The 26,487-nt window shown below is 44.5% G+C and carries 39 protein-coding genes; 37 read left to right on the plus strand and 2 right to left on the minus strand.

Annotated elements, in window-relative coordinates:
- Window positions 1-7: 7 nt before the first annotated feature.
- The 35 genes from BLQ13_RS16465 (at window position 8) to BLQ13_RS28325 (ending at window position 23,161) form a co-directional block, all read left to right on the plus strand.
- Window positions 8-631 (plus strand): histidine phosphatase family protein, encoded by a 624-nt coding sequence (locus tag BLQ13_RS16465; RefSeq protein WP_090922007.1) that lies wholly within the window; start codon window positions 8-10, stop codon window positions 629-631.
- 1 nt (window position 632) lies between these two features.
- Window positions 633-812, plus strand: coding sequence for a hypothetical protein (locus BLQ13_RS16470; RefSeq protein ID WP_090922009.1), 180 nt, complete (start codon window positions 633-635; stop codon window positions 810-812).
- Window positions 813-941: 129 nt separating this feature from the next.
- Window positions 942-1,892 (plus strand): radical SAM protein, encoded by a 951-nt coding sequence (locus tag BLQ13_RS16475; RefSeq protein WP_090922011.1) that lies wholly within the window; start codon window positions 942-944, stop codon window positions 1,890-1,892.
- Between the two features lie 175 nt (window positions 1,893-2,067).
- On the plus strand, window positions 2,068-3,093 hold the full coding sequence (locus tag BLQ13_RS16480) for a phosphodiester glycosidase family protein (RefSeq protein ID WP_090922013.1): 1,026 nt from the start codon (window positions 2,068-2,070) through the stop codon (window positions 3,091-3,093).
- A gap of 1 nt (window position 3,094) precedes the next feature.
- Window positions 3,095-4,108: a bifunctional glycosyltransferase family 2/GtrA family protein gene (locus tag BLQ13_RS16485; protein WP_090922015.1), complete on the plus strand. Its 1,014-nt coding sequence runs from the start codon at window positions 3,095-3,097 to the stop codon at window positions 4,106-4,108.
- Window positions 4,109-4,314: 206 nt separating this feature from the next.
- Entirely contained in the window at window positions 4,315-5,028 is a 714-nt protein-coding gene (locus tag BLQ13_RS16490) for an AAA family ATPase (RefSeq protein WP_090922017.1), read from the plus strand.
- Between the two features lie 59 nt (window positions 5,029-5,087).
- The gene (locus BLQ13_RS16495) at window positions 5,088-5,576 is read left to right on the plus strand and encodes a cysteine hydrolase family protein (RefSeq protein WP_090922019.1); all 489 of its coding nucleotides are present in this window, start codon (window positions 5,088-5,090) and stop codon (window positions 5,574-5,576) included.
- 68 nt (window positions 5,577-5,644) lie between these two features.
- Window positions 5,645-5,875: a hypothetical protein gene (locus BLQ13_RS16500; RefSeq protein ID WP_090922021.1), complete on the plus strand. Its 231-nt coding sequence runs from the start codon at window positions 5,645-5,647 to the stop codon at window positions 5,873-5,875.
- A 67-nt stretch (window positions 5,876-5,942) separates the two neighbouring features.
- The gene (locus BLQ13_RS16505) at window positions 5,943-6,566 is read left to right on the plus strand and encodes a hypothetical protein (protein WP_090922023.1); all 624 of its coding nucleotides are present in this window, start codon (window positions 5,943-5,945) and stop codon (window positions 6,564-6,566) included.
- Window positions 6,567-6,744: 178 nt separating this feature from the next.
- Complete coding sequence (locus BLQ13_RS16510) at window positions 6,745-7,197, plus strand: hypothetical protein (RefSeq protein WP_090922025.1); 453 nt, start codon at window positions 6,745-6,747, stop codon at window positions 7,195-7,197.
- Between the two features lie 162 nt (window positions 7,198-7,359).
- A complete protein-coding gene (locus BLQ13_RS16515) occupies window positions 7,360-7,797 on the plus strand; it encodes a LytTR family DNA-binding domain-containing protein (protein WP_244159350.1) in 438 nt (145 codons plus the stop codon).
- Window positions 7,794-8,204, plus strand: a complete 411-nt coding sequence (locus tag BLQ13_RS16520) for a hypothetical protein (protein ID WP_090922029.1) — start codon at window positions 7,794-7,796, stop codon at window positions 8,202-8,204. The genes BLQ13_RS16515 and BLQ13_RS16520 overlap by 4 nt, the downstream gene beginning before the upstream one ends.
- 15 nt (window positions 8,205-8,219) lie before the next feature.
- Window positions 8,220-8,618 carry a hypothetical protein gene (locus BLQ13_RS16525; RefSeq protein WP_090922031.1) on the plus strand — a complete coding sequence of 133 codons (399 nt, stop codon included), beginning with the start codon at window positions 8,220-8,222 and terminating at the stop codon, window positions 8,616-8,618.
- Window positions 8,619-8,636: 18 nt separating this feature from the next.
- Entirely contained in the window at window positions 8,637-8,990 is a 354-nt protein-coding gene (locus BLQ13_RS16530) for an immunity protein Imm33 domain-containing protein (RefSeq protein ID WP_261769181.1), read from the plus strand.
- Between the two features lie 367 nt (window positions 8,991-9,357).
- Window positions 9,358-9,870: a hypothetical protein gene (locus BLQ13_RS16535; RefSeq protein ID WP_090922033.1), complete on the plus strand. Its 513-nt coding sequence runs from the start codon at window positions 9,358-9,360 to the stop codon at window positions 9,868-9,870.
- 32 nt (window positions 9,871-9,902) lie between these two features.
- Window positions 9,903-10,154 carry a DUF7660 family protein gene (locus tag BLQ13_RS16540; RefSeq protein WP_090922035.1) on the plus strand — a complete coding sequence of 84 codons (252 nt, stop codon included), beginning with the start codon at window positions 9,903-9,905 and terminating at the stop codon, window positions 10,152-10,154.
- Between the two features lie 149 nt (window positions 10,155-10,303).
- A complete protein-coding gene (locus BLQ13_RS16545; protein ID WP_090922037.1) occupies window positions 10,304-10,876 on the plus strand; it encodes a histidine phosphatase family protein in 573 nt (190 codons plus the stop codon).
- Between the two features lie 157 nt (window positions 10,877-11,033).
- Complete coding sequence (locus tag BLQ13_RS16555; protein ID WP_139168913.1) at window positions 11,034-11,426, plus strand: helix-turn-helix domain-containing protein; 393 nt, start codon at window positions 11,034-11,036, stop codon at window positions 11,424-11,426.
- An 80-nt stretch (window positions 11,427-11,506) separates the two neighbouring features.
- On the plus strand, window positions 11,507-12,067 hold the full coding sequence (locus BLQ13_RS16560; protein WP_090922044.1) for a GNAT family N-acetyltransferase: 561 nt from the start codon (window positions 11,507-11,509) through the stop codon (window positions 12,065-12,067).
- A 44-nt stretch (window positions 12,068-12,111) separates the two neighbouring features.
- The gene (locus BLQ13_RS16565) at window positions 12,112-12,756 is read left to right on the plus strand and encodes a Type 1 glutamine amidotransferase-like domain-containing protein (protein WP_090922046.1); all 645 of its coding nucleotides are present in this window, start codon (window positions 12,112-12,114) and stop codon (window positions 12,754-12,756) included.
- An 18-nt stretch (window positions 12,757-12,774) separates the two neighbouring features.
- Window positions 12,775-13,668, plus strand: coding sequence for a PhzF family phenazine biosynthesis isomerase (locus tag BLQ13_RS16570; RefSeq protein ID WP_090922048.1), 894 nt, complete (start codon window positions 12,775-12,777; stop codon window positions 13,666-13,668).
- Between the two features lie 26 nt (window positions 13,669-13,694).
- The gene (locus BLQ13_RS16575) at window positions 13,695-14,459 is read left to right on the plus strand and encodes an aminoglycoside adenylyltransferase domain-containing protein (protein ID WP_090922051.1); all 765 of its coding nucleotides are present in this window, start codon (window positions 13,695-13,697) and stop codon (window positions 14,457-14,459) included.
- Window positions 14,460-14,474: 15 nt separating this feature from the next.
- Complete coding sequence (locus BLQ13_RS16580) at window positions 14,475-14,747, plus strand: hypothetical protein (RefSeq protein WP_090922053.1); 273 nt, start codon at window positions 14,475-14,477, stop codon at window positions 14,745-14,747.
- Between the two features lie 29 nt (window positions 14,748-14,776).
- Window positions 14,777-15,658: a GNAT family N-acetyltransferase gene (locus BLQ13_RS16585; protein ID WP_090922055.1), complete on the plus strand. Its 882-nt coding sequence runs from the start codon at window positions 14,777-14,779 to the stop codon at window positions 15,656-15,658.
- A gap of 20 nt (window positions 15,659-15,678) precedes the next feature.
- A complete protein-coding gene (locus BLQ13_RS16590) occupies window positions 15,679-16,275 on the plus strand; it encodes an HD domain-containing protein (RefSeq protein ID WP_090922057.1) in 597 nt (198 codons plus the stop codon).
- A gap of 45 nt (window positions 16,276-16,320) precedes the next feature.
- Complete coding sequence (locus BLQ13_RS16595) at window positions 16,321-16,773, plus strand: NUDIX hydrolase (RefSeq protein ID WP_090922059.1); 453 nt, start codon at window positions 16,321-16,323, stop codon at window positions 16,771-16,773.
- A gap of 98 nt (window positions 16,774-16,871) precedes the next feature.
- Entirely contained in the window at window positions 16,872-17,660 is a 789-nt protein-coding gene (locus BLQ13_RS16600; RefSeq protein ID WP_090922061.1) for a hypothetical protein, read from the plus strand.
- A 52-nt stretch (window positions 17,661-17,712) separates the two neighbouring features.
- Window positions 17,713-18,381, plus strand: coding sequence for a zinc dependent phospholipase C family protein (locus BLQ13_RS16605; RefSeq protein ID WP_167375765.1), 669 nt, complete (start codon window positions 17,713-17,715; stop codon window positions 18,379-18,381).
- Window positions 18,378-18,827, plus strand: coding sequence for a YhfM domain-containing protein (locus tag BLQ13_RS16610; protein WP_090922065.1), 450 nt, complete (start codon window positions 18,378-18,380; stop codon window positions 18,825-18,827). The genes BLQ13_RS16605 and BLQ13_RS16610 overlap by 4 nt, the downstream gene beginning before the upstream one ends.
- A 61-nt stretch (window positions 18,828-18,888) precedes the next feature.
- Window positions 18,889-19,449, plus strand: a complete 561-nt coding sequence (locus BLQ13_RS16615; protein ID WP_244159342.1) for a GNAT family N-acetyltransferase — start codon at window positions 18,889-18,891, stop codon at window positions 19,447-19,449.
- 136 nt (window positions 19,450-19,585) lie between these two features.
- Entirely contained in the window at window positions 19,586-20,098 is a 513-nt protein-coding gene (locus tag BLQ13_RS16620) for a PH domain-containing protein (RefSeq protein WP_090922069.1), read from the plus strand.
- On the plus strand, window positions 20,095-21,681 hold the full coding sequence (locus BLQ13_RS16625; RefSeq protein WP_090922071.1) for a PH domain-containing protein: 1,587 nt from the start codon (window positions 20,095-20,097) through the stop codon (window positions 21,679-21,681). Before BLQ13_RS16620 ends, BLQ13_RS16625 begins: the two co-directional genes overlap by 4 nt.
- Before the next feature lie 24 nt (window positions 21,682-21,705).
- A complete protein-coding gene (locus tag BLQ13_RS16630) occupies window positions 21,706-22,068 on the plus strand; it encodes a DUF3139 domain-containing protein (protein ID WP_090922073.1) in 363 nt (120 codons plus the stop codon).
- 21 nt (window positions 22,069-22,089) lie between these two features.
- On the plus strand, window positions 22,090-22,875 hold the full coding sequence (locus tag BLQ13_RS16635; RefSeq protein ID WP_090922075.1) for a Cof-type HAD-IIB family hydrolase: 786 nt from the start codon (window positions 22,090-22,092) through the stop codon (window positions 22,873-22,875).
- 151 nt (window positions 22,876-23,026) lie between these two features.
- Entirely contained in the window at window positions 23,027-23,161 is a 135-nt protein-coding gene (locus BLQ13_RS28325) for a YHYH domain-containing protein (protein ID WP_244159351.1), read from the plus strand.
- Between the two features lie 135 nt (window positions 23,162-23,296).
- Here BLQ13_RS28325 and BLQ13_RS16640 read toward each other — a convergent pair whose 3' ends face one another.
- Window positions 23,297-24,454: a glycosyltransferase family 4 protein gene (locus tag BLQ13_RS16640; protein WP_090922077.1), complete on the minus strand. Its 1,158-nt coding sequence runs from the start codon at window positions 24,452-24,454 to the stop codon at window positions 23,297-23,299.
- A gap of 179 nt (window positions 24,455-24,633) precedes the next feature.
- Between BLQ13_RS16640 and BLQ13_RS16645 the strand changes: the two genes are divergently transcribed.
- The gene (locus tag BLQ13_RS16645; protein ID WP_090922079.1) at window positions 24,634-25,203 is read left to right on the plus strand and encodes a DMP19 family protein; all 570 of its coding nucleotides are present in this window, start codon (window positions 24,634-24,636) and stop codon (window positions 25,201-25,203) included.
- A 19-nt stretch (window positions 25,204-25,222) separates the two neighbouring features.
- Window positions 25,223-25,504 carry a hypothetical protein gene (locus tag BLQ13_RS16650; protein WP_090922081.1) on the plus strand — a complete coding sequence of 94 codons (282 nt, stop codon included), beginning with the start codon at window positions 25,223-25,225 and terminating at the stop codon, window positions 25,502-25,504.
- 72 nt (window positions 25,505-25,576) lie between these two features.
- On the opposite strand, the gene BLQ13_RS16655 is transcribed toward BLQ13_RS16650, so the two are convergent.
- Window positions 25,577-26,350 (minus strand): sporulation protein, encoded by a 774-nt coding sequence (locus BLQ13_RS16655; protein WP_090922083.1) that lies wholly within the window; start codon window positions 26,348-26,350, stop codon window positions 25,577-25,579.
- Window positions 26,351-26,487 lie beyond the last annotated feature (137 nt).

A 26,487-nucleotide genomic window follows, 5' to 3' on the forward strand; every position in this document is an offset into this window, starting at 1 on the left:
GAACGCCATGAAGATTTTCCTGGTTCGACACGGTGCAGACGAAGAAGGTTATCGCGGCGGTTGGAGCCAAAGGGGACTCACCGAAGCAGGTGTTATTCAGTCCAGAGCTTTAGGATCGTATCTGTATGAACATAAAGAGCAATATGATATTCATACGGTGATAAGCAGCGATCTACCCCGTGCGGTGCAAACAAGCCAAGCCATTGAAGAGTCATTGGGCATTCGAGGTATACACACACCTGATTGGCGTGAGATGAACAATGGTGACATGGCGGGTATGCTCCATGCGGATGCGGAGGAAAAGTACCCTGGAGTTTATTTTAACACGCTCAAGATGGACACTTCTTTTCCGGGCGGAGAAAGTCCGGCCCATTTTTATACAAGAATACAAAATACATTCGAGAATCTTTGTGTTCAACTCGAAGAGAAGCGAATCCAATCAAATGTTTTACTGGTGACCCACGGTGGGGTGATTAATGTCCTTTATTATGTGCTCGCTAACAGGGAGTGGAGCAATACGTCCAGTTTTTATCCCATCGACAACACGAGTATTCACACGGTTCAGAACATGAATAATGGCTGGAGCATATTGGACACGAACAGGATTCCTCATTTAAGAAAGGAAACCTGATTTGATAAAAAAAATGCTGAATATCGTGATTGGTATCTCAATTCTGGTGTATTTGTACTTTCTCTATATCATGTTGATGCATCCACCGACGGATGGTTCAGACATTGCACAATTGCAGATTAGATCAGCGTATACGGTAATCGTTATTGCTGTCGCCGGTTTTATTCGTTTGAAATTATAGAGGTGCAGGAGTTAATCATTTTTATATGGAACGTACATAATGTCATAGCGTCCTTGGAATGTCTTTCGCTATAATCTTCAGGTTATCAGGACGTGGAGGTAACTGGCTGAAAGATAATCAGGGGGGCGTATGACGATCAGAAACAAATATAAAGCACTTGAACTGGAGACCCCGGGCGTCTATGAGCTGGAAGGGCTAGAGGTTGGAGTGACTTCGAATTGCAATTATAAATGCGACTACTGCTGTGCCTACAATCGAGATGATGGGGAGTGTATCAGCGGTGCAGAGGTTATCCGAATTATTCGTGAGCTTCCACATCTCAAGCGGGTACGCCTGTCAGGCGGCGAGGTGACGCTGAAATATCAGGATTGTCTGGAGATTGTAACTTATTGTGCAGCACATGGCATCGATACACAGCTGAACACCAATGCCAGTCTGTTGACAGAGGAAAGAATCATAGCATTACGGGATGCCGGCTTGTCCAACATCCATATTTCTTTCAACTACACCGATGCGGAATCGTATGCTGCCTACTACCGTGTGCATCCAAGCATGTATGAGAGATTAGAACGTAATATCCGTCTTTGTACGGAGCTGGGTTTGGAAACCGTACTGGAAACGTTGTTGTTCAAAGGCAATAAGGACCATATGCTGGCGATTAGCGATAAAGTATATGACTTGGGTGTGCGTATTCATGAGATTCAGAACAGCATCAAGATGCCACACACCGACTGGAGTCAGATTGTCTCCAAAGAGTCACTGGTTCAATCGGTCACGGCGTTAATCGAACATAAAAAGCCGGATACAAGGCTCTATTTTACATGTATGGATCGGTTTGCCGAACAATTGAATCTGCGTGAACAGCCAGGCGTATATTTCTCGAACTGTGTGGATGGTACGAAACAATTACACTTGCATGGTAACGGTGACATTCTGATCTGTGAGCTGTGTCATCCGGTGGTGATTGGTAACATTTATAGTGGCACGTCGCTAAAAGATATCTATAAGCAGCAGCCTGTTGCGCTAACAGATTTTCTGAAAAACCGGCCTTGTCCGGCTTACGATGCGTTGTTTGCATAGATAAATCCAACTTCAACTTTGAGGTCTTCTGAATCCCTTTAACGGAAACGGAAGATCTTTTTGTATTTTAAAGATAAACTCATGGTCATCTTACCTCTTTCGTTTCAGATTCATTTAAGTTACTGGTCCTAATATGGCATTAGAACGTAAATGAATCTGGAGAGGTGAATGATACATGATCAAACTCTTTGAAAAAAACAATCGGAAAGACCAACATAGCATTCCTGTTTCCCGAAAAAAACGCAGGTGGCTTACCATTACCCTTGTGGCTGTCATTGTTATAGGTAGCATTCTGTACAGTCTGGCTGACCGATATTTGATTCGGCATGTACAGGTGGTTGTGGCTGATGATAACACGGTAGCTACTCCTGCAACTGCGAATGCTAGATCTGAGGGAACAGCGAGTACAACCTCTACTACAACGAGTGCAACGGGTGTACATGCAACGTCAGATGACTGGAGTTACAGCAGTGACGATCTAAAGATTCAGATCCAGAAAGAGCAGACAGGCTCGGGATCGGATCAGATTACGTATTATGTGGCTGATGTACAGGCGAAGGACGCGAGCAGTTTACGAACTGCACTGGCGGACAATAGCTTTGGCACCAATATCACTGAGGACACATCGGAGATTGCCAAAACAAATAACGCGATCTTCGCGGTTAACGGAGATTACTATGGATTCCGTGATGATGGTGTTATCATCCGTAATGGTGTGTTGTATCGGGACAGCCCGACAAGGGATGCGTTAGCCTTGTTTAATGACGGGACGATCAAAACGTATGATGAAAATGAAATATCTTCTTCTGAACTGCTGGAAGAAGGGGTAACCAATACATTATCCTTTGGGCCGATTCTGGTGCAGAACGGTGAAATCACCAGTGATTTCAGCAGTGTGAAGATCGACAATAACTTTGGCAATCGCTCCATTCAGGATGCGAATCCACGAACAGCGATCGGTATGATCGCTCCAAACCACTATGTGTTCGTTGTGGTTGATGGGAGACAGGATGACAGCCGGGGCATGACACTGGCTGAACTTGCCCAGACGATGAAAGACCTGGGCGCAACCGAGGCATATAACCTGGACGGCGGTGGTTCTTCCACCATGTATTTTATGGGCAGGGTAGTCAACAATCCTCTGGGACGTAACCAGGAGCGTGGCGTAAGTGACATTCTGTATCTGACGGAGGCACAATAATATGACGATCCTTATTCCATCCTATGAACCTGACGTTCGTTTATTGAATCTGGTTATGCAGTTACAGACATTTAAGCTTGGGCCTATTGTGATCGTGGACGATGGTAGCGGGGCTGAATACCGTGGAATTTTCGAGACAGCTGAGGCGTACGGTTGTACAGTGCTGACACATGAGGTCAATCGGGGCAAAGGGCGGGCGCTGAAGACAGGTTTTCAGTATATAAGAGAGCATGGACCGCAAGGCGGAGTCGTATGCGCAGATAGTGACGGGCAACATCTGCCGCATGATATTCGGAGTATCTTTGAGACACTGCTTGCGCAGACAAGCCCTGGCATTGTATTAGGAAGTCGTCGCTTTACAGGTAAGGTGCCTGTCCGTAGTCGTTTCGGTAACCGTGTTACCCGTACTGTGTTTGCGCTGACAACAGGCAGTAAGGTGAATGATACACAGACGGGACTTCGTGGTTTTCCATATGCGATGCTGGACTGGCTGTGCCAAATTCCCGGAGAACGGTTTGAGTATGAGATGAACATGCTGCTAACCGCACATAAGGAAGGTTATGAAATTACAGAAGAATTCATTGATACGGTATATCTGGACCACAATGAATCCTCCCATTTCCGTCCTTTGGCAGACTCATTTCGTATCTACATGCCCATTCTGATGTTCAGTACATCTTCTGTCTTATCTGCTCTGATTGATTTTGGATTATTATTTATCATACAGTATTTCACACATAATCTGTTTCTGTCGGTGGTTGCCGCAAGGCTTTGCAGTTCCATGTTCAATTACACTTTGAACCGCAAATATGTTTTCTCCGCAGGTCGGAGTTCCAAGATTCAGCAGTCGTTACCGAAATATTTCTCGCTTGTGGTGCTTGTGCTGTTACTAAACTACGGTTTGTTATATTTGTATAATGAACAACTGATCATTCCGCTACTGGCAGCTAAAATTCTGACGGAAATCTCAATCTTTGTGTTCAGCTACTGGGCACAGCGAAGATTTGTATTTTAATTAGCCTAAGGACGCGCGTATCCGTTTTAGTTCTCAATTGTGGCACCTTGCTCAATGACAAGCGTGTTCAGCAACATTGAAAGGATCATAAAGAGTGAGCCAACGGGCTCGCTCTTTTTCAATTAAAGCGGTTTCCAAAATATTGGATTATAGGGTACGATGGACATAGGAGTTAACGTGAATGAACCTATGGCAGGAGGTAGATCATGTATCTTCGAAGTGTTGAATTAATGTCAGACAAGATTGAGCAACCTGGGGAATATCCCTTCAGTACCCCCTCGATTCATTCCATGGGACGACTGGAGTTTAGCAATAACGTTACGTTTTTTGTTGGTGAAAATGGATCTGGAAAATCAACATTGCTGGAAGGCATCGCTCATCAATGTGAATTTAATACCGCCGGAGGCGGGCGGAATAATGTGTTTGAAACACATGCATCTGAGTCCTCACTAGGAGACTATCTAAGACTGGCCTGGTTGCCTAAAATGGCAAACGGTTTCTTCTTGCGATCGGAATCGTTCTATCAATTTGCATCCCATGTGGATGAGATGCCCGAATCGCTTCGATATTATGGAGGGCGTTCGCTGCATGAGCAATCCCATGGTGAGTCTTTTCTTAACTTGTTCATCAACCGTTTCAGTTCCAAGGGGATTTATCTGCTTGACGAGCCAGAGGCCGCTTTGTCTCCAGCGCGGCAGCTCTCGTTGCTACGAATTATTCATGACTTGTCGAGTACTTCGCAATTTATCATTGCGACACATTCGCCCATTCTGCTCGGGTATCCGGGGGCCAATATTCTAAGTTTTGACGACGGACATATTCACGAGATCAGGTATGAGGATACAGATCATTATCAGATTACTCGCAGCTTTCTGGAGAATCGGGATCGAATGCTGCATGAATTGTTTAGGGATGATTAACTGGATAACGACAAGCAGAAATACGAATTAAACGATTGGATATTAGAAGGAGAGATCGGATGAAAACAGGATTGTTAATTGTGGATATGCAAGAGAGCATTGTGCGTCAAAAGATGGATCAGAAGGCCATAGACCATGCCTGCGAATATATCAATCATGTCGCGAACGTACTTCGCTCCAATGACCATGTGGTCGTGCATATTCAAGATGTGGAAGGCATGGAGGGAGCAGAACCCGAGCAATATCAGGTCATTTCAGAGATTGATGTGGATGGGGAAGATATTACGATCACCAAAGAGAGTTCCAATGCATTCTGGCAAACCAATCTGGAGCAGACGCTCAAAGATTTAGGCGTTGAACTACTCATCGTATCCGGTTTTGCCGCAGAAGAGTGTGTCCTGTTCACATACAATGGTGCCATGGAGCGCGGATTCAGACCCGTGATGTTACAGAACGGCATTCTTAGCACACATCCCGAGGTCATATCCTCTACATATCGGGACCGCAACGTAATCTCATACCCGGTGGTTGATTACTTGATTGGATAGCGGATGTCATAAACGGAGGTTACTGTTCATCAAAGTGCTGATTTTATTCTCGAAGGGGGAAAAGCAGGATGGATGGATACTACATTGCTTTATTAATCGTACTTTCTTGCACGGGGCTGATCTGGACGGTCAAAGGCATTAGGAAAAAGCTACGTCTGATGGTGTTTTTCGGAGTCATTCTGATGCTGGCACCTATACTGGTCATTATGGGCTGGATGGCTTGGTTACCGCTTATAAGTTCCGTTGCACTTGTTGCCTCTTTGTTTGTGCGGAAAGATGTAAGGAGGACAGAGTTTTGAAAGAGGGGGAAGCCACGCTGCTTCGTCATTGAAATCATAACATCTCTGTATAAAAGGAGGGCTTAGATTGCCTTGGCCAATGGTTCATTTTGCAGTTGCAGCCGAAATCAATTCGCACCCATCTCCGTCTCTATTGCTGGGGAGTTTAGCACCGGATTCCATTCATGTGAGAACGAACATACGCAGTGACAAGGCAAAAACTCACCTGATGGCTGTAGAACATGAATTTCCTACAGATGTTGATTTTCAGCAGGTGATTGAATCGAACAGACAACGAATGCAGCAAGACCCTCAATTTTCGCAATATCTATGCGGTTACATCGCCCATATATACACTGATCGTGAGTGGACTTATCAGATTTATCCACCATATGAAGCTGAACCGAATGGACGATGTGTGTACACCCATGATGTGAAGAAGCTGGAGTTCAGAATTCTGCGTGAATACGTTGGTGCTTCGGGGTGGTTAGATCAACTGATAACAGCAAAGGCATATGAGTTTGGTGGCCTGACAGCACTGGAGGTGTACGAGTATAGGGGAGAAAAGTTGGATTTCCTCATGAACCAGGAGAACGAGCCTGTGGATGATTTCCATGTGTTGACGATGGACAGCATATCAACTTTTATCCAGAAGACCGCCTTGAATTTGAAAACAAGATTCAAGGAATGGCATGTCTACGAACATCTATAAGTTGAACTATTCATTTACGCTTTAACGGAGAGGACAGAAAAAAACTGAAAAAGCGAAGGGGTCGCCTTCATCACCGGATTTTCCCCGGTTTACTCTAAAAATGAACAAGTTCACTTTACGGCATTGCCTGGTATTCAGCATATTTTGCACTACAGCATGAGGTAGGGAGGCAACATAGATGGACATCAAGATGAAGCTCGAACCACATGGATGGCTGGATATAGAGATTGAATCTCAATTACAGGAAATCATCGAAATTCCAGTTTCCTGGTTGTCGGATGCCTTGGGGGATATGGCTAGTCAACTCATTGCCTTACATAGAGGTGCTGAAGAAGTTGTCATGGTGATGCAGACGGAGCCAGGGGAATGCCGCTTTAAAATCAAGAAAATCGCTCAGGCACGGGTTCAGTTTATGGTGTACGAGATGCATGACAATTTTAGCTCACATGTGGTCACAGATGGGAATTTGCTGATGTCAGAGGAATTAACTCTAGTTAAGCTAACGAAATTATTTTACCGGGAATTCAGTAAGTTGAAGGACTTGGGTCTAGAGGAATATAAGACTCGATGGAGTTATGAGTTCCCTATGGATGCTTATGAGCGAATTGGCCGAGTTGTTCAACTCCAATAGTGTGAAAACGAGTAAAAAGGTGCATGAAACTACTCTGGAGAGTAGTTTTTTTGTTTTTAATGCAACACAACTACGGGTTCATGCAACAAAACGCAAAGTAGTGGGAAGTGTCTTTTCAGATATGTAATATGAGTGGTGAGAGGAGGGCAACGCGTGAAAGTTATGTTTGAGGAAAATCAGGAGATGCAGCCTAACGAGGCCAAAATAGTAACTCATCCTGCAGAGAAGTCAAGGTGGGATCGTATTCGGGAAGCGATTGGTCAATCCGAGACGGAACTGGTCGTGATCCAAGCGAAAAACAATCGTCAGGTGAGGATTAGACTTAGCAGCGTCATTGCCATTGAATCGGAAGATCGCATGTGCGGGGTGCGTGTCGTCACAGGAGAGAGATATTTGCTTAACCAACGTCTGAAATATGTGGAAAAAGATTTTCAAGATACTTCATTCGTACGAATCAACAATCAGACGATGATTAACACCACACATATCAGCAACTTTTCAGCTGCCGAACATGCCAGAATTCAGGTTAATCTGACCGATGGCTCCAGCTACTCCGTCAGTCGGTTTTATATTCAAAACTTTAGGAGGAAACTATCATGATCAATCAGCTTAAACAATCATTTTTTCAGGTATTTACGGTCACGACACTTTGGGTCATTCTGCTGCTGACACTGTTCTACCGCGATCAGCCCATTCAAATGGTGTATTTGTGGAACATTGCAGGCATTTCCCTTATTGCGGCTTTATTGTTTGGAGTGATGTACAGCGCACTGTGGAATCATCTTACGTTGAAGCCGATATGGAACATCGTTATTTCTTCTACATGTAACATTGCCGGAGGCATGGGCATCATTTGGTTGTTTTCCAGAGAGATGTTTGAGCTAATTGCGCCTTGGTTCCCGGGAATGTGGCTTCTATCAATCGTGTTGCATGTTATTGCGTTTTATTTTTATGCTAGAATGGATAGCAGGAAAAAAGCGGAAGAATTAAACGACATTCTGAGGTAAGTCAGGTGAACAGGTATGAATGAAGATGAATTGTTGCAATTGTACGGACTGGAGCCTGACAAGAAACATCGGGAATCGATTCGTAAGTTGGTGCAACAAGAGATGGAAAGCCGGGAAGCAGAGGATCATGAGGTATTGAAACTGCTGTGCATCATGTTGTTTGCTATCGGTAGCGTAGAGGACACAGAGCTGATCTGGCAAGCCAAACGAAAAAATCAGGACGCAGGCAGTTACATTGATGTGCAGCTGCTTTGCGGTGCGGGCTTTGAAGAAACCATTGTGTATTTGGAAAAAAAGGGCGGCGAACAAGCGCATGATCAGGTGCTTTATCTCAAGAAGTGCGAGCCGTACGACTTTGTGGATTTTTCCAAAGACGAATGGTTATCAGGATACAGAGGCTATTACAGCATCTGATGCCAAGGATGGAGGGATATGGTGAAGCAGGAGAGTGCTATACACGTACAGAAGCAACTGTGTGAGAAATACCATGCAGACTATGTTCCGAGTGAACCCCACCTGAAGGTAGGGATTGCCTGGAACGTAAAGGAGAAACGCGAGCCTATCCATGGGATGCGAATTCAGCCAGAAGGCGATACGACGGGCTGGTACATTTGGGCCGAGGAATATTCGGCAGCTGATGATTTCTTTGTACCGCTACATGTTGCTCATATTGATGAATGGGATGCGAAGATTAGTCGATATCTCGGACTTGCTCCGGGATGGAGGTTCCTGATTGCCGAGGATTATGAGGATGTATGGTTTGATGAAGGGTTGCTTAATAGATAAGAAAGAGGTAAAGATGTATTTGATTTGCGTTTAACATGATATGAAGATTTACGAAATGAGGTCAGCAAAGATGGTAATACATCACAGGAACAGCGATATCTTTTGAAAGATGAGGAGGGGAAGGAGCTCCAAGTTAAGGGTACAGGAATATTAAATAGGTTTGTAAATAAATAATTAAGCTAGCGCGCTTGCATATAGCATGGATATATCCATGCAGGCAGCGTGTTTTTTTATGATGGAAGGATGTGGTCTTGAAGTTAACTTATTTCGTTCGCAAATCCCACATTATGGGTTATGATGTACCTGGGAGAAAATTTTTACATCTACAGGAAGTCATGGGTTAAAAACGAACTGGGAGTGAAGTGGAATGATCCGAAAGTATGCCTTGATCCTCAGTGTTATGTTGTTGCTTGTAACGGCTTGTCAGAGTAAAACAAAGCCTGAGGATACACAACAAACGGAGGCCTCGGTAAGTACGAATGACGAATTAACCGTGGATGAAGATGAATCAGCAGTCTCTATGCCACAAGATGAAGTTGCCCCGCCCGAATATGTGGATGAGAGCAAGTATTCTGGTGATGAGCTGGAAATTGTCAAACTAATGAATACGCATATGCGTTACTTATATGAACAGGATGAAAAGGGATATATGAGCCTCTTTGCGCCGGAATCTCCGATCTCCGGCATGCCGAATTATACTTTTCGTAAAATCACTTCCATGGGTGACATTACGATTACGGAACAAAAAAAGCTCTATCAAGGTGTTGTAATGATTACGGAAGTGGACGAAGACGACATCGAGTCCAGCTCCACCATGGTGTTTTGGAAATGGAAAACAGATGGTGATGCTGCGAAGTGGATCATTGCGGACATCGATTAACAAGTACAACATGAAAGAAGGTTCAGAACGCGGTGCAGAAGACATTATTTGAACTTGTGAATGAGGTGCAGGACGAAGCCACTTTTATTGCTTTCCTAAGTGCTTTAAGTAAGGATCGACACACCTGTGCCGATGAATGGCAACATGATTCGATCGAATCATATTTGGAAGCTGCAGCAGATTGGGGGCAGGAATCCATTAAGGGATTAACGCATTATGAGAAGCCTGATAACCCTTGGAAGCGATGTGCTCAGATGATGTACATGGGCAAAATTTATGAGTAATAGTTCCGTGTTTGTAAGCGGATTTCAAAATGGGTTTGTTGAAGGATGGGCGGCTCGATGATGGATGCCGACTTTTTGCGAAAAGAACTCGTTAATCTTCGTGATGCAAGCAGCACTAGACACTTTATTCAGAGATAGAGGGGTACCGAGTGGATATTACATTTATTCGTCATGGTCACGCGGAGCATTTGTTGAATTATCCGAAGGAGCTTAACCGATTACACCCGGGGTTGACTGAACAGGGAAAAAAACAAATCGTTGCCTTACGTAAAAACATCAAGATAATGCCACACGATACTATTTTGATAAGTCCTACTAAACGTACTCTTGAAACGGTAGAACTATTAATGACGAATGAGCATAATGGGGCTGTAATTAGCCCTCTAGTCGGCCCTAGAATGTATCCTCAAGATCTGAAGTTTGCTCCATTAGGCTGTGATCAAATCTATTCAATGGCAGAACTCAGCTTGCTATACCCAGATAAGCAATACATAGATGTTGGATTAGAAGCCTGGGAAGAAAGTATAAATCAGATGAATACACAACAGTTCACACGACTAGCAGAGCAACTCTTGGCTTGGTGCAGAAAACAGACGGGACATACGTTCATCGTGTCACACGATGGTACGATTACGAATTACAGAATGATGTTAGGTGAGCATGATCTAACTAGAGATGATTTTCTTGGAGAGGCAGGGTACTACACTGTCCGTGATGTTTAGCTTGAAAAGGAGAAATGGTTGATGACGCTGTTTCAGTCGATGGAGACACAAAGACTGTATATGAGAGAACTAACTTTGGCAGACCGAGAGAGTGTATTCAAACATTTTGCTGATGAAAATGTCACGCGGTTCATTCTGAATCAAATAGGGGGTTCATATGAAGTCCACTTCCCTTTCATTATCGATACTATTAGCCAGTTTTATTCTGGGGGTCTCATTTATTATTAGCTCTGTACTGCTCATGAATCAGGACAAAGATTCAAGTAATGGAACACTGAATCAGACAGCGCAACAGCAGACGCTCTTGTCTGACAAGGTTTTGCTGACACTGAAAGAGACGGCTACATATCTGGGCATGAATGAAGATCAGGTGATGAGCATCATTAAAACAGAACAGAGCAGTTTGAATGCTTTTCACCACTTTGAGGGGAAAATGTTTCCCTTTATAAAAGTTCAAGATCAGTTTTATGTAAGCCGGGTTGAACTGGATTTGTGGATACAAGATGCTTCAAGCAACCATCGTAGATACATTAATGGGCAATTGCAATAGTTATGGCATGTAAGGTTATTCGAATCTTCTAATCATGTACATTATATCGCTATCCTTGGAGAAGAGAACTAGGCACTAGTATGGAAATCGTTGGACAACAGATTCGGATCACTAGCTTAAACGAGCAGGATATGGACTTTATATGCAAACTGGAATGTGATGCAAGCTTGTGGAATTATGAGGAGAGTGTGGAAACGAAGGAAGAGGACGCGAAGGAGAAGTACCGGAGTCACTTCCCCGTTGAGGGCGAGACACCGTATGCGTATGATTTTGTTATCCGTCGCTTGAATGATGCCAGTGATACACCAGTGGGCATCGTTCAGATGTGGAGTTACGTTGATTTTCGCAAAAGCTGGGAGATTGGTTTCGCAGTGCTGCCTGAATATGCAGGACAGGGGTACGGAAGCGAGGCGACCCGGTTATTACTACAATTTGCATTTAACGAGTTACAAGCACACAAAGTCGTAGGCATGTGTAATGCCGAGAATGTAAAATCAGCGGCTTTAATGCAGCATGTAGGCATGACAAGAGAAGCCATTTTCAAGGAAGAGTTATGGTGGCGGAATAAGTGGACGGACCAGTGTTTTTTCTCCATTTTGGACAGCGAGTTTAAGAAGCATGGAATGCACGTAAGTCGGTAGTAACAAGCTAAGACACGCCTTAATAATAGAGGGGGGAAAATCTAATGCTCAGGCCTAAACTGGTTTTGCTAAGCGATCTGTATTTTGAGCCCCATGATGAACTGAATGAGAGAATTCGAAGTTTGTTTCAGCACAAAAAGCCTTCAATCGGTTACATCCCTTCCTGTTCCGACCCACAGCGGATTTATGTCGAGCACACTCGGCGTTTTTATCGCCAGTTTGGGATGGAAGATGTGCAGTATTATGATCTGGATACCGAGTATGAGGAAAGCATGCTGGACTCTCTTTTCCAATGTGACGCAATTCATTTATCTGGCGGGAATACGTTTTATTTTCTAAGTTTGCTACAGCAACGAAATATGCTTGAACAGCTGCGTTCCTATATCAGTGACGGTGGTATTTTGATTGGGGTTAGCGCGGGCAGTATCCTGATGACACCTACGATTCAAATAGCTGGATACGGTGAGGATGCAGACGAGAATCATATCGGTTTGACCGATTTACAGGCCCTTGCTCTTGTAGATTTCGAGTTTGCACCCCATTGGGATCGTTCCGAAGAGATGATGAAATCATTCAGAGAATACGCTCAAAACCATCAAAGCAAAGTATATGCGTGCCCGGATGGTGGGGCTGTTGTTGTTGTAAATGAATCACTTGAATTATACGGCGGGGCAGTTCCTGCTTTGTAAAGAGAGGATGAAGAGTAGATGTGTGCTATCCAAGTGTACCACTATGAAGCTTTTTCAAGCATTCCAGGCAAGGGCAACCCGGCGGGCGTTGTGTTTGAAGCAGATCATCTGAGTGAAACTGCAATGCAGCAGATTGCTCATGCTGTCGGTTTTAATGAGACGGTATTTGTATTGAAATCTGAAACGGCTGATGTCCGGTTACGTTATTTCACTCCGGGTCACGAGATTAATCTGTGTGGTCATGCGACGATGGCGGCGATGTATGGACTTAAGACAGGTCGTTTATTAGAGGGTAAAGACGCCATTACAATTGAAACTAACGTAGGTATATTACCAATTCAGTTTGAACAACAAGGTGACACCTGGTTGATGGAGATGAAGCAGGATCAGCCACGTTTTGTTCCCTTTCAAGGCGATGTTGAGAAACTGGCTAAAGCAATTCATCTGACAACGGATGATCTGGACATGACCATGCCCATCGTTTACGGGAGTACAGGTACATGGACATTATTAATTCCGATTCGTCGTTTAGAGGCATTTGTTAAAATGAAACCGGATTCTTCTCAGTTCCCGGACATTTTATCTGAAAATCCCAAGTCATCCTTACATCCCTTCTGCTTCGAAACACGCGATGATGATGCTCTCATGCATGCAAGGCATTTCTCTTCGCCATACTCAGGTACAACGGAAGACCCGGTGACGGGCACCGCTTCAGGCGTGATGGGAGCCTATTATTTAACGTATGTGAATCAGGAGATTCACGAGGTTGATTTTACAGTAGAGCAAGGGCATGAGATTGGCAGAGATGGCAAGGTTCAGGTGAGTGTACGTCGGGAGCAAGAGGGAATGGATGTCCGAATCAGAGGAACGGCTGTTTATGTTCGGGAGATGAAGGTGGAAATAGACAGTTGAGGTTCTGACAGAAGGAGAGAGTCAAGGTGAATGAAAAGACCATATTGAGCAGGCTCATCGAAGTATTAAAGGAAGAGTTAACCGACGCGTTAACAGGCGTGTATTTACATGGCTCCATGGCGATGGGATGTTTCCATCCGCTGCAGAGTGATATCGATATTTTAGTTGTATGTAGAGAGAAAAGGTCCTCTGAGAGTTACCGCAGAATCGCCGACCAACTGATACGTATAGAAGATGAAATGCATATTCCGAAAGGGTTTGAGATTAGTATTGTACTAGAGTTAGCTGTAACACGTGGTCAATACCCTACACCTTTTGAGTTTCATTATTCTGCATATCACCGGGAGAAGTACAGAAATGATCCTGATTATCTCTGCGGTGGTCATGAAGACCCGGATGTGGTTGCACATATGGCGGTGATCTATGATCGAGGTATTGTGCTGTATGGCAAGCCGATTAAGGAATTGTTCCAACCGGCGAACCGCGAACATGTCATCCATTCTATCGCCTCCGATGCAAATTCAGCATTGGAGGAAATCGTGGATAATCCGGTCTATTACGTATTAAGTTTGTCGCGCGTGCTGTTGTATATTCAGGAATCAGTGATTTACTCCAAGCGAGAGGCTGGCGAGCGTGCGGTGGCAGAAGCAATGCCTGAACATCAGGAACTTATCTCGCAATGTTTGGCTAAGTACAACGGGGAACGTGAATCGGTCAATGTGGAACATACACGTTTAAGAGATTATGCCGAATATATGCTCAAACAAATTCAAGAAGCTATGCAGGCTTAAAGGAGAATATGACATATGAAAGAGTCACAACGGATCAAATGGGAGAAACAATTACAGCAAGGAAAAAGGCATCATATCCTAGTGCGCGGTGTTTTGGGCTGGGGTCTGCCACTTGCTTTTTTGTATACCTTGGTGATGACGTCATGGAGCGGGCAAAGTTTAACCTTGAATGGTGAGTTTTATGTAAACTTACTGACTGCACTTGTTCTGTTTCCTGCCGCCGGCATCTGGTATGGTGCCTGGACGTGGAAAATCCTTAAAATGAAAGTCGAGCAAGGCAGAAAGTAGAGCGGTGAGGTGAAGAAAGGATTGAGTACATGATTACTGAGCTGGAGGCTTCTGAATTTCACAAAATAAAACATCTAACCAATGCCTGTCGCAATATGGAGGTCAAAGCAGTGGCATCAGGCATGAACCCGGGACGGGTCTATGTCGACGATACCCTCAATCCTCAAGCGGCACTTGTATGGGTTCAGGGGCAATCCGGTTATCAGCTAATTGGTGATTTTCAGAATGAAGTGTTCCGAAGTGAACTCCGAGAGTACATGGAGACACAGATTTATCCCACGTTAGCATCATTACAAATTTCTGACGTAGAGATTGGCGTAGAAGATAGTCGGTGGGAAGCGGTACTTGAGCATATGGCTGGCCCGAGTGAACTGAACGATGATACACAGCATGTGTATCTGCTAAACCCAACGGATGAAAGAATAGAGCGAACAGAGAAAACAAAGAGTGCCAAGCGCTCATCTTCCTCTAGAATGCTTATACAACCAGTCGAGGGAACACAGGTTATTATAATAGACGAAGTACTTTTGAAAGACGATAGGTTGAATAATCTTTCTTTTGTCACATATAAGATCAAGCATTTCTGGACAAACGTAGATGCTTTTCTGAAACATGGTGTTGGCTATGTTGTTACTCGCGAGGAAGAGATTGTGTGCATATGTATTTCTGCTTTTGTCGATGGAAACACACATGCCATTGATATTGAAACATTGGAAGGTCATCGTAAGCGAAATTATGCTGCCTTGGCTGCTCAAGCGTATATGAACGAATGTAACGATAGAGGCATCCGTCCCTATTGGGATTGCTCTCCGGATAACATAGGTTCGATCCGTTTAGCACAAGGTGCAGGTTTATCTCTGGATTTTAACTATCAGGTCTATTGGTACAGCATTTCAGAGTGTATGCGTTAGTAATTGAAGGGGGTAAGAGCGTGGATGAGACACTAGAGTCACAGGTCCAGTTTCTGATTGAAATAGACAAGCTGAAAACGATTGAACGAAGAACGAGAATTATCCATGGCGATCGGCTCGAGAATGATGCAGAACATTCTTGGCATCTAGCCATGATGGCATTCATATTGCATGGTCATGCTAACAAGGAAATCGACATGCTTAAAGTGATCAAGATGTTACTTGTTCATGACCTTGTTGAAATTGATGCCGGAGATACCTTTGCGTATGACACCCAAGGAAACACAGATAAACATGAACGAGAGCTTAAAGCTGCACACAGATTATTTGGTATGTTGCCAGAAGACCAAGCCGAAGAACTGTTAAGTCTGTGGATGGAGTTCGAGACCAAAGAGACACCGGAGGCCAGGTTTGCTTCTTCCATGGATCGGTTGCAGCCGATCATTCATAATCATCAGAATGAAGGTGATACATGGCAGAAATATAACATTACGAGTGATCAGGTATTAAATCGTAATGCCGAAATTGCAAATGGGTCAGCAACGCTGTGGAAGTATGCACAACAAATCGTACAAGATTCGGTAGATCAGGGGATATTGAAACAATCCGGTTCCTAAGTAAACGGGGGCTGTTTTAACTACATTTGGACTCAGGAGGCTAACATGGGGTACATCATGGATTTACGAAAATTGGTAGGCACACGTCCCTTGATCATGGCAGGTTCATGTGTACTGGTGTTTAACGAGCAGGGTCACCTGCTACTCCAGAAACGAACAGATAGCTTGGATTGGGGTACCATTGGCGGTTCGCTTGAACCGGGTGAATCATTGGAAGAGAATGCTGCGCGTGAACTATATGAAGAAGCTGGTCTGCGAGCAGAGGCATATAAACTGATTACCATTTTTTCGGGTCAGGATATGTATTACCGTTATCCGCATGGAGATGAGGTATACAATGTCATGGCAATCTATGAAGCAGGCGGCATTACGGGTAGTCCAACGGTGATGGATGATGAAGGGTTAGAGCTCAGGTACTTCGACTTGACTCAGCCGATTCCGGATATCAATCCATTCACCAAATATGTGCTGTCCAAAGCGGGATATATCAAAAGCTAGGAGGAGTTTCGCACAACATTATCATTTTTCTCTCAGTGATTTACGGATACTGATTTAGTATGATAATAGTATCATTTTGCAAAGAGAGAGGGTTAGACATGGATACATTTTTGCAGCAAATTAACGAGTTAAATGAGCTTCAGATCGAGCTGGTCAGCCTGCATCCTTTTTTTGCAGAACACCATCCGGTTGTTGTAGTGCATGAGTCGTTGTTATATATCTATGATTATTCAGTTGCATCCGGGCAATATGAATGGGTCAAAACCGTACCGGACGACCTGTATTTCCCCGATGAATGTCTCGCCGCGGTGCCTGTACACCATATGGACAATCGCATGTGCGCGATTGTGACGGCTTCTGTTTTCAAAGATCTAGAGCAGAAGGTTTTTCTGTTCCATGAATACGTGCATTGTTCTGTCTATGGAAAATACGAGGAACGCATCGTTGACCGTCTGCAGATTAAACATAAAATGACCCAGTTAAAGCGTGTAACCTGGGAGATCGATTACGAATTCCCGTACGAAGATGAGATTGTTGCTGGACGAATTGAATCTCTTCTATCAGCGTTGAAAAGTGAGAATTTACAGCAAATTCAGGTGGCGCGAACGGCATTGTTCCAATCTCTTACAGAAGAGCAAGCGGAATATTGGAGCTGGCTGGAATGGAATGAAGGAGTAGCAAGGTATATCGAGAATTTGATTCGAGCCAAGTATGAATTGCAGCCTAATCATTATGGCGATACAGCACCTTTTAACCGCCTCGTATTTTACGAGTGTGGATCGGAATATATCCGTTTGCTGGTGAAGGAGCAACCTGCGTATCATACAGATCTGGAGAAGTTGTTCGACCGGATGCAGGACGAGAGAGTGGCAGGTTTGGTGAGCTAACGAGAGATTAAATATTATAACCATTCCTTCAATGGAAAAAGGAGATCGGTCTATGCCTCTGCCTATGGTGCATCTAAGTGTAGCCCATCGATTGGCTGATACGTTGCCTGAACCACTGGACCTGGGAGCATTTTATCTCGGAAATATTGCGCCAGATGCCATTCATATGCGTGAAGGCACAACAAGGGACGACAAGCAGTATACTCATTTTTATCCTGAGCAAGAAGACAATTATACCGGACGTCTCCAGAAGTTTTATGGTGATTACATCAGCGAGCGCAAGAGTGAAGGCTGGACTTCCTTTGTCACTGGTTACTTCATGCATGTGATGACGGATTATTACTGGTTTCGAAGTGTGTATCCTGCATTCGAGGAACAGGTTCGTGAGCATGACCAGCGTGAGGGAGTCGTGCGAACCAAGGAAGACCTGGCCCGTTTATATTACAAGGAGACGGATCAGATTGATTTTAATCTGTATCGCACCATGAATTGGAGTGAAGAAGTATGGTCGGCCTTAAATAACTCGTCAGGATATGAGATGACAGATCGTTTAGCGGTAGAAGAGATTCTATGCTGGCGGGAGCGTACATTTTCTTTTCTGCATGGGGAAGCGCCGGGCATCATTCCGTGTTACATTACCGAAGAGGTTGTACGAGCTTTTGTCCAAAAAACAGTCCCGCGTTTAAACGACTTATTAGCTGAATGGGAGGCCGCTAGGTGAGACATATCGGAATGTTGCTTCTATTCTTCAGCGTCATATTCATTGCAGCGTGTGGTGGCAACAATTCGAGTGATGTGGGCTCCAAAGAGGCTGAGGAACTAGAACAGAGCGAAGGGATTCCTACGTTAATCACGTTATCTTGTAATCAGGCTCACTTCTCTAAAACGTGCCGCGATGTAGAATTTGATCGCGCTGACGAGATTCAAATCGTGACCGAAGCCATATTCAGTGCCGAGCGTATGAAAGGTGATCTTAATTATGCAGCTGAGTACAATATGAACATCACATATGCAGATGGCGCCGTCACTCGGTACGATCTGTCATTGGGTGCAGATCCAAAGACGCAAGGTTTGCTTGTAAACCAAAAGGATACGACGACTGGATATACGATCCCTCTAGAGAACGCGAATCAACTGAGACAAGTCATTCAGCGCCGTACGGACTAAATGGAGCGAAAAGATCAACAACATGAATACAGGCTTATAGATGAATGGAGATGCAGGCAAGTTGATAACAATCGGAACACTGACGGTAGCAGATGTGGATGGAGCATATCATATTTTTGAGACAACGATTCCAGAGGCATACCGTCAGGAAGGGATCGGATCACTTCTGGATGAAATTCAGGAAGAGATCGAACATAAAAAGACTATAGTACAATCTGTTTTGCAACATGAATCTGATCTTGAAGCAACGACGACAAGTCCCTTTTTCTTTGTTGCCCGAAAAGAAGGGAAGATCGTAGGTACGATCTCATATGGGCCTTGCGGGAAAGTCGTTCAGGAATGCACCAACCATCGGCTGGATCACGTTGGAACGCTGGGCTCACTGTATGTTTTACCTGAACTGCAGGGCCAGGGGATTGCTTCAGCGCTTATTGCGGCATTGGTCACCGAACTACAGAAGCGGGGGATTACCCAATTTTGTCTGGACAGTGGTTATCGAATTGCACAGCAGAAGTGGCGGCGGAAGTTTGGAGAACCGTATGTTGTGACGAAGGACTACTGGGGTGAAGGAAGCGAAAATATGGTATGGTTGTGTGAAGTGCAGGATTTTGCTGGAAAATAAACGAAAACAAAAGATGACCCCCTGCACTTGAACAGGAGTCATCTTTTTTATTTCTTTTATCTTACTGCATCGATATATACGCATCATCGTAAAGTATAAAGACAAAAAGAGACAAGAGAGAGGAGAGGACAACAACATGTCAGAAACAACTGGAACAGAGGAATGGAGCACGCCGCAACAGAAGCTTTCCCCTCATGCCATAAGTTTGTGGAGAGTTAGCGCGATCCTCTACAACGTCATTGGCTTTGTGGTACTGGTAGCGTTGCTTATACTGGACTCCGTGTATGATTGGAGGCCGTGGATCGGCTGGATTTTATGGGGAGTCACGGTTATATCCGCAGGTTATGCTGTGTGGGATATATTTTTGCAGCCCGTGTGGTTGTATCGATATTGGTTTTATGGCGTTAACGCAGAGTTTGTGCAATTGAAGCATGGGGCATTGAACAAGGTGCACCAAGTCATTCCGATGGCCAAGGTGCAATCCGTATCAACGAATCAGGGGCCATTGATGAGAAAATACGGACTGTACTCGGTGTCCATCGGAACGATGGGTTCATCTCATCATATACCGGCCTTGCCGGAAGATGTGGCATTTGCGCTACGTAACCAGATTGCGGATTATGCCCGGATTAACGAGGTGGATGAATGACGGAGAAGAAACGGCATCATGCACTCAGCTTGTTGTGGAGTTTGGGCAATCTGCTTAAAAGCACATTTGCCTTTATTCTGTTTTTATTTGTATTCCGTGCAGGATCAGATTCTACATGGGTTTTCTATGCACGGATGATTTTTTATATTGGTATTTCCATAGCACTAATCTCGATCATCTGGAAATGGTTCACAACACGTTATTCAGCCGATGAGAAAGCTTTCCATATCTACACGGGAGCATTCAGTCGAACCCGCAGAACGATCCCGTATACGAAAGTACAAAATGTGAGCCGACATACGAGCTTTGTTCATCGTTTATTCGGAGTAACCTCTATACGCTTCGAAACGGGGATCAAGGGTGATGATGCGACGTTTCAGCTACAGGTCGTTTCGGTTTCTGAAGCAGAACGGTTAGAAAAGCAGGTAGCCCGTCATTTATCCGAAGTCCAAGCTACGGTTGAGGGAACTATGGATGATGAGCAGGATGCAAAGGATGAGAAAAGTCTACTTGCAGAGCAGTATATCGAAACTGAAGAACAAGCAGGCAGTGACTCAAGCGCCAATGCCAATAACAATGACACAGGAATTAAAGGCACATTCGAACACGTCGTTCACTACCGTTCTACGCGCAAAGATGTGTTCAAAGCTTCGTTTACTTCACTTAGTTTTCTGGTGTTGATCCCGATCTTGGGTTCCTTGTACTCAACCGTGAAGGATTTCTTTCCAGACGAAACCGTAACCGAAAGCCTTGTATTAACCTGGCTTGAATCATGGTGGGTGACGAGCCTGGTCATTCTGCTTTTGATACTTGTATCTGTCGGGCTTGGAATTGTGCGTACCTTTGTGAAATATGGAGATTTTCAGATCACGTCCGATGACAAGCGAATTTATATTACAAAGGGCATGCTGGAGAAGACGTCGTTCTCGATCCAGAAAGATCGTGTACAGGCCGTCAAGATTACACAGTCCCTGATGAAAAGAATGCTGGGTCTTGCCGAGGTAGAACTTACAACCGCAGGCAGTTTGGGTGAAGCTAGCCAGGAGATTAACACATTATATCCCTTTTTACCTGTGAGGGAGGCCTATCGCATCATTGAAGAAATGCTGCCTTCCTACCATGTGACGGAGGAAATGCAGAAGCTGCCTCGGAAAGCGTTATGGTTGCGGTTACTTAAACCAAACTGGTTGTGGATCATCGTCACGGGTGTGCTAGCATACTTCAAACCGGTTTTGTTTGGCATGGAACAGACATGGTGGATGATTTCGCTACTGTTGCTCGTGTGGATTACAACGTGTAGGGTGATCAATTTTTATCATACGCGGTATGCACTGAACGATCAGTTCATTCAGTTTCGCTCAGGTGCGCTGACTTCGACACTGTTTCTGTCCAAACGGGAAAAGGTCATTGAAATCAAGATTACACGTCATCCCTTGCAGCGCAAGTTGGGGCTGGCTTCCATCTATACCGTAAATCGCGCCAAACCTGTCATGCATCAATATGTTCACGATATACCAGATGATGTAGCTGGCACATTCCAGATGTGGTACATGAGGCGTTCCAACGAGGTACAGATCCGGTAGAAACGACAAGGGGCGTTAAGTAAAATGAGTAAAACGAAAAAGATCGTATCATGGACGATTGGCATTACGCTCATTGTATTGATTCTCACGCCGTTTATCTATGTAAAAGTCAACAAAATGATCTATGCACATCGTGTCACAACATATTTAACGGAGCAGAAACATTATTCTCCTGATGAGATTGAATCCGTAGAAGGCGTCTGGAGCGTAAAACTGCCGCCCTTCCTTGCTGTAGTGAAGTTTAAGGATGAACCGGATGTGGAGTATATATATTTTGCACATAATGATGTGATTCAGTTTAGCCATCGCATTTCGGAAGAGGCGCAGAAGAGCGGTAAAACGAAATCAGACCTGAAGCATTTTGCGCCGACAGACGACCAGCAGTAGAGGAGAAGAGGATGAGGGTTAATGAAAAAAGTAATAAAAGCTGTATTTTTGGATGTGGACGGTACGTTGCTTAGTGAACAAGATCGCAGTCTCTCCAAGTGTACCGAAGAGTCCATTTGCAGGTTAATCCAAAAAGGAATTCATATCATCCTTGTGACGGGCAGACCACACCATCTATGTGAAGAGTTTAAGCATCTTGGCATAGATACGGTTATTTCAGCTAATGGAGCTTTGGTTACTTGCCGTGGTGAAATCATTCATAAATCCATTCTTTCTTCAACCATGGTTAGGGAATTCAGTCATTTTGCTGATTCTCAGGGACATGCACTTTCCTACTTTACGGAGTCTTTTGGCATGAACGGAACTGGTCGGACGGATCATCATGTGATAGTTGCTCTTCGAGAGACACTTGGAATGATGGAATATGCGGAACAGATCATGACGCTCGATGAGGAAATATACTGTATGTGTTTATACGCAAATGAGGAGGAGACAAACCGATATAAAGAACAGTTTCCTTATTTACGATTTGTACGATTCCATCCGTACGTTTGCAATGTGCTAGAAGCGGGTGAAGTCAGTAAATCTGTAGCGGCTCAGAAAGTTCTAACTCACCTAAATATACGCAGAGAGGATACGATGGCTTTTGGGGATGGAGAGAACGATATAGATCTACTAACTTATGTGGGCGTAGGTGTCGCTATGGGAAACGGTGGAGAGCGTGTTAAGCAAAGTGCGGACTACGTCACTCTGAAAGCGAGTGAGGATGGAATAACTCATGCGTTGAGGCAATATAAGCTTATATAAAGGGACTTTAGTTGGAATAAGGGATATCCATATTGTGGATTTTTATGTAAAATGAAATAAAGTGAAGTGAGAAAGCCCTAAAGCATAGGGCGTCAAAAGAAAGGTGAATTTTAATATGAAAAAAGGTTTTATACTTATTTTATCGCTGGTTATGCTTATCGGTGTATCCTCCTCGGCGTATGCACATCCTGGTCGATTGGACAAAAACGGTGGACACAAGTGCTCCGCAAAATCGATTAAAAAAGGTCTGTGCACAGGCTATCATTATCATAAAAAGAAAAAGTAGTTTCGGGGGGCGGCCAAAGCAGGCATGAATACAATCTGGATGAAGGTAAACCAGCCTTGGCCGGAGGAAGTGGAGACAACACCGCTACATACAATCCAGCAGCTTCGGGAATTGAAAACTTTACTTTAGCAAAATTTATGCCGTGTAGATTCGACCTATCTTCTGTCGATGACGTTGCTGGGTGGCCTCTTCGTAATCTTCAATCAGGGTGTCAAAAATCTGCTCCCAGGAACGCTGCTCTGCAAGTTTCCGGCCCTCAAGTCCCATCTTTTTCAGCAGTTCCGAAGAATGGACCCGTAAGCTAATCTCTCTTATAAATGCGTCTACGTTACCCGGCTCAACAAGTATGCCGCTGTGTTGATGTACGACGAGGTCTTTGACTCCGCCGGCGTTAGCAGCCAGTACGGGAAGACCCGAGGCCATGGCTTCCAGCACAACATTGCCGAAGGTCTCTGTACAAGAAGGAAAGACAAACAGATCTGCTGATGCATACATCGATGCAAGCTCATCATCATGCAAATATCCGGTGAACGTAACATTGGCAGGCGCTTGCTGTTGCATCTTGGGAAGGGCAGGCCCATCACCGACAATGATCCAGTGAACATGGGCTTGTATTTCTGCGGGCAATTGCTGCATCGTGGCTGTCAGGGTGGCTATATCTTTTTCCGGGGAGATGCGTCCCACGTAGAGCAGGATGAGAGGTGCGGTGATCTGATACCGTTCGCGAATGCTGGGGGTTCGTTTGCATGGAGAATAGAGGTTACAATCAATGCCGCGAGACCAGAGCTTGAGCCGCTGAATCCCCTGAGACTGTAAGGTGTACATCGTGTCTTGGGACGGAACGAATGTAGTATCACAGGTGCGATGAAACCACTTGATGTACTTCCAGTAGAGTGGGATGACACTTCCAAGCTTGTAATAATTGAGATAACGATCAAAGTGGGTGTGATAAGAGATGACGTGTGGAAGGTTGAACTTGAGTGCATATCTCAGGCCAAGCAGCCCCATGTTAAACGGTGTAGCGACATGAAGCAGATCAGGCTGAAATTCCTGTAGCTGTTTATAGGCAGTTACTCTGCTGGGAAAAGCGATTCTGCATTCGGGATACAGAAAAAAGGGGATATTGATTACGGAGCTTACGGGAGCTTCAACGTTTCCTTCCATGATGGATTGGGATGTAAACAGCAGATGTTCTATATTTCTGCGATTCAGATGGTTGCTTAGACGATGGAGTGTTCCTGCGACACCATTGGTTTCTGGAAGATAAGTATCTGTGAACAAGGCTAGACGCATCCTTACCCCTCCCTAAACTTGTGATGCCAAGATCATAACAGCGAATTATTTTCCATGAGTCAAATGCATGTTAACTTGGCGCGATTTCTTTTCTATACAGCATATTCTGGTATGATGGAGAGACGTGGCGGCGCAGATCATGACTACGCTATATAGAGAGATACAGGAGGATAAGTGAGATGAACAAGTTACAGGAAGAACTGGCGGAGTTAATGCCGCTTGTGAATATCGAAGAGATGTCAGGCGAAGAAATGGTGGGCAGCATTGCGATGGATATGTACCGGGCTGAATTTGCCACGATTCGGGAACAAGTTTCAGAACTGCCTGTAGTAATACGAGATATTATGCTGATTATTGATCTGGATACCGAACTATCCATGAATGGATTGACCGGTTATTTGGAGAATGCCAGCGGAAAGCATCTGAGAGAGGTCATCGAAGCGTTAATCCGAAGTGGCAATGAGACAGATGCGATGATTTTGCAAAAGGTGGAACAACTCTTGAAGGAACAAGGAATTACGCCAGAAAAACTCAGAGAGAACGTGGAACGTCTGTCCGAACACGACATCTCAACAAGTTTGCAGACACATGGGACACAGATCCATGAGTTATTACAGCAGGTAGAGCAGGAAGGTCAACATTTAAGCTTTCAAGCGGATAATGAAGAAGTTTTCGATTTGCTGTACCAGTATGTAGACGAGCATAAAGATGAATTAAAGCAGCAACTGGAGCAGTTTCTCGTTCTATAAGAATAAGGGGGAGAAATGAATGCGTCTGAACAAACGTGTGGGGATTGAAACCATTATCGTTAGCTTTATTTTCATACTTTTGTTAGTGGTTTGGAAAGTAGCCCAAGGTATGTTTTTAACATTACAGCATGTCCCGCAAGGTACACCATTACAAACGTCTGGTGCGGCATCGCAAGTTGATTTTGGACATGTGGCAAGTGGAAGCGGTTTGATGATAACCCTAAGTGTTGGTGGTATATTCCTTTTGGCTATAGCGTACTATGTTGTTCGTTCTTATGTTGTGGGAAAAAACAAGAGATAAAGAGAGTAGCCCTTGGCATCAGATGGATACATAGCCAGGGGCTGCTCTCTTGATGTTTTGCATGTTCGTAGTCTATAGATGCTCTGAAATAATCTCTTCCAAGCCTTGTGCGACGGAACGTGCGCCACGCTCCAGATGTCTCTCGTGCAGTTGCAGGCGCACATAGGTCTCATCCGTGCCCATGGCTTCGGAGAGCATTCCGCTAAGTCCACGTGCACGACGGTCGATCTGGATCAACAGTTCCAGGGAATTCCCCATTGGATAGAAGAGAACTTCAAGTTCATCCAGATATCCGCGGAACTTCGTTGTCGGCACAAACTCAAACTCTTGTACAAACGGCAGATTGCCACCGAGCCTTGGAGCATAATCATTGGTTACTTCACGAAGTTTGAATCCCAGCATATCCATGGCATCCAGAACGATCTCCATCTCCCTGGAAGGCACAACATGAATAAGGTCCCGATCTGATGGGTCTACTGCGCTAGAGATGTCCAGTCCCGTTTCCACCCATACTTCCGCACGGTGTAGTGTAATCGGTAAATTTTCCGGTAGATCGAATTGAAAGCTCTTTTCCAGTTTTGTACCAGGCTGCAGGGTGAACCCCTCGGTGAGCAGATATTTGGCTACAACAGCCGTTTCCTTCACTTTGCGATCATTACTTTCCCGAATGTAGTGCGTTTTGATTAATAGATAAATCCGATCAACCTGCTGCTCCACACCTCCGCCCTCAATGTACACTATTCCCGAAAGAGTTCCTCCGGGCATAACTTCTGTTGTATGTAACTCCGTATTTACTTTTGCTGCACCTACACCAACACTGGCCAGCATTTTTTTGAAAAATGACATGTGAGCAACCTCCAGATTCATGGATTATTATGGGGGAATTATGATTTCGAGCATAATACGGACGATGAAATAGATGCGTTTCAATTTTATAAGAACAGAGGAATCTGTATGGTTTCGCCCGAATGTTACTTTAGGAT

This window comes from Paenibacillus polysaccharolyticus (assembly GCF_900102085.1).
In the GTDB taxonomy this organism is placed as follows: domain Bacteria; phylum Bacillota; class Bacilli; order Paenibacillales; family Paenibacillaceae; genus Paenibacillus; species Paenibacillus polysaccharolyticus.

Excerpts from the sequence above, each read along its gene's own strand:
- BLQ13_RS16585 (WP_090922055.1), top strand. The coding sequence starts at position 14,777 with ATGATTACTGAGCTGGAGGCTTCTGAATTTCACAAAATAAAACATCTA.
- BLQ13_RS16510 (WP_090922025.1), top strand. The coding sequence starts at position 6,745 with ATGGACATCAAGATGAAGCTCGAACCACATGGATGGCTGGATATAGAG.
- BLQ13_RS16640 (WP_090922077.1), bottom strand. The coding sequence starts at position 24,454 with ATGCGTCTAGCCTTGTTCACAGATACTTATCTTCCAGAAACCAATGGT.
- BLQ13_RS16465 (WP_090922007.1), top strand. The coding sequence starts at position 8 with ATGAAGATTTTCCTGGTTCGACACGGTGCAGACGAAGAAGGTTATCGC.
- BLQ13_RS16595 (WP_090922059.1), top strand. The coding sequence starts at position 16,321 with ATGGGGTACATCATGGATTTACGAAAATTGGTAGGCACACGTCCCTTG.
- BLQ13_RS16635 (WP_090922075.1), top strand. The coding sequence starts at position 22,090 with ATGAAAAAAGTAATAAAAGCTGTATTTTTGGATGTGGACGGTACGTTG.
- BLQ13_RS16485 (WP_090922015.1), top strand. The coding sequence starts at position 3,095 with ATGACGATCCTTATTCCATCCTATGAACCTGACGTTCGTTTATTGAAT.
- BLQ13_RS16645 (WP_090922079.1), top strand. The coding sequence starts at position 24,634 with ATGAACAAGTTACAGGAAGAACTGGCGGAGTTAATGCCGCTTGTGAAT.
- BLQ13_RS16480 (WP_090922013.1), top strand. The coding sequence starts at position 2,068 with ATGATCAAACTCTTTGAAAAAAACAATCGGAAAGACCAACATAGCATT.
- BLQ13_RS16500 (WP_090922021.1), top strand. The coding sequence starts at position 5,645 with ATGGATGGATACTACATTGCTTTATTAATCGTACTTTCTTGCACGGGG.
- BLQ13_RS16535 (WP_090922033.1), top strand. The coding sequence starts at position 9,358 with ATGATCCGAAAGTATGCCTTGATCCTCAGTGTTATGTTGTTGCTTGTA.
- BLQ13_RS16655 (WP_090922083.1), bottom strand. The coding sequence starts at position 26,350 with ATGTCATTTTTCAAAAAAATGCTGGCCAGTGTTGGTGTAGGTGCAGCA.
- BLQ13_RS16630 (WP_090922073.1), top strand. The coding sequence starts at position 21,706 with ATGAGTAAAACGAAAAAGATCGTATCATGGACGATTGGCATTACGCTC.
- BLQ13_RS16650 (WP_090922081.1), top strand. The coding sequence starts at position 25,223 with ATGCGTCTGAACAAACGTGTGGGGATTGAAACCATTATCGTTAGCTTT.
- BLQ13_RS28325 (WP_244159351.1), top strand. The coding sequence starts at position 23,027 with ATGCTTATCGGTGTATCCTCCTCGGCGTATGCACATCCTGGTCGATTG.
- BLQ13_RS16625 (WP_090922071.1), top strand. The coding sequence starts at position 20,095 with ATGACGGAGAAGAAACGGCATCATGCACTCAGCTTGTTGTGGAGTTTG.
- BLQ13_RS16475 (WP_090922011.1), top strand. The coding sequence starts at position 942 with ATGACGATCAGAAACAAATATAAAGCACTTGAACTGGAGACCCCGGGC.
- BLQ13_RS16560 (WP_090922044.1), top strand. The coding sequence starts at position 11,507 with ATGGAAATCGTTGGACAACAGATTCGGATCACTAGCTTAAACGAGCAG.
- BLQ13_RS16520 (WP_090922029.1), top strand. The coding sequence starts at position 7,794 with ATGATCAATCAGCTTAAACAATCATTTTTTCAGGTATTTACGGTCACG.
- BLQ13_RS16525 (WP_090922031.1), top strand. The coding sequence starts at position 8,220 with ATGAATGAAGATGAATTGTTGCAATTGTACGGACTGGAGCCTGACAAG.
- BLQ13_RS16530 (WP_261769181.1), top strand. The coding sequence starts at position 8,637 with ATGGTGAAGCAGGAGAGTGCTATACACGTACAGAAGCAACTGTGTGAG.
- BLQ13_RS16570 (WP_090922048.1), top strand. The coding sequence starts at position 12,775 with ATGTGTGCTATCCAAGTGTACCACTATGAAGCTTTTTCAAGCATTCCA.
- BLQ13_RS16555 (WP_139168913.1), top strand. The coding sequence starts at position 11,034 with ATGAAGTCCACTTCCCTTTCATTATCGATACTATTAGCCAGTTTTATT.
- BLQ13_RS16490 (WP_090922017.1), top strand. The coding sequence starts at position 4,315 with ATGTATCTTCGAAGTGTTGAATTAATGTCAGACAAGATTGAGCAACCT.
- BLQ13_RS16605 (WP_167375765.1), top strand. The coding sequence starts at position 17,713 with ATGCCTCTGCCTATGGTGCATCTAAGTGTAGCCCATCGATTGGCTGAT.
- BLQ13_RS16600 (WP_090922061.1), top strand. The coding sequence starts at position 16,872 with ATGGATACATTTTTGCAGCAAATTAACGAGTTAAATGAGCTTCAGATC.
- BLQ13_RS16495 (WP_090922019.1), top strand. The coding sequence starts at position 5,088 with ATGAAAACAGGATTGTTAATTGTGGATATGCAAGAGAGCATTGTGCGT.
- BLQ13_RS16580 (WP_090922053.1), top strand. The coding sequence starts at position 14,475 with ATGAAAGAGTCACAACGGATCAAATGGGAGAAACAATTACAGCAAGGA.
- BLQ13_RS16565 (WP_090922046.1), top strand. The coding sequence starts at position 12,112 with ATGCTCAGGCCTAAACTGGTTTTGCTAAGCGATCTGTATTTTGAGCCC.
- BLQ13_RS16620 (WP_090922069.1), top strand. The coding sequence starts at position 19,586 with ATGTCAGAAACAACTGGAACAGAGGAATGGAGCACGCCGCAACAGAAG.
- BLQ13_RS16515 (WP_244159350.1), top strand. The coding sequence starts at position 7,360 with ATGTTTGAGGAAAATCAGGAGATGCAGCCTAACGAGGCCAAAATAGTA.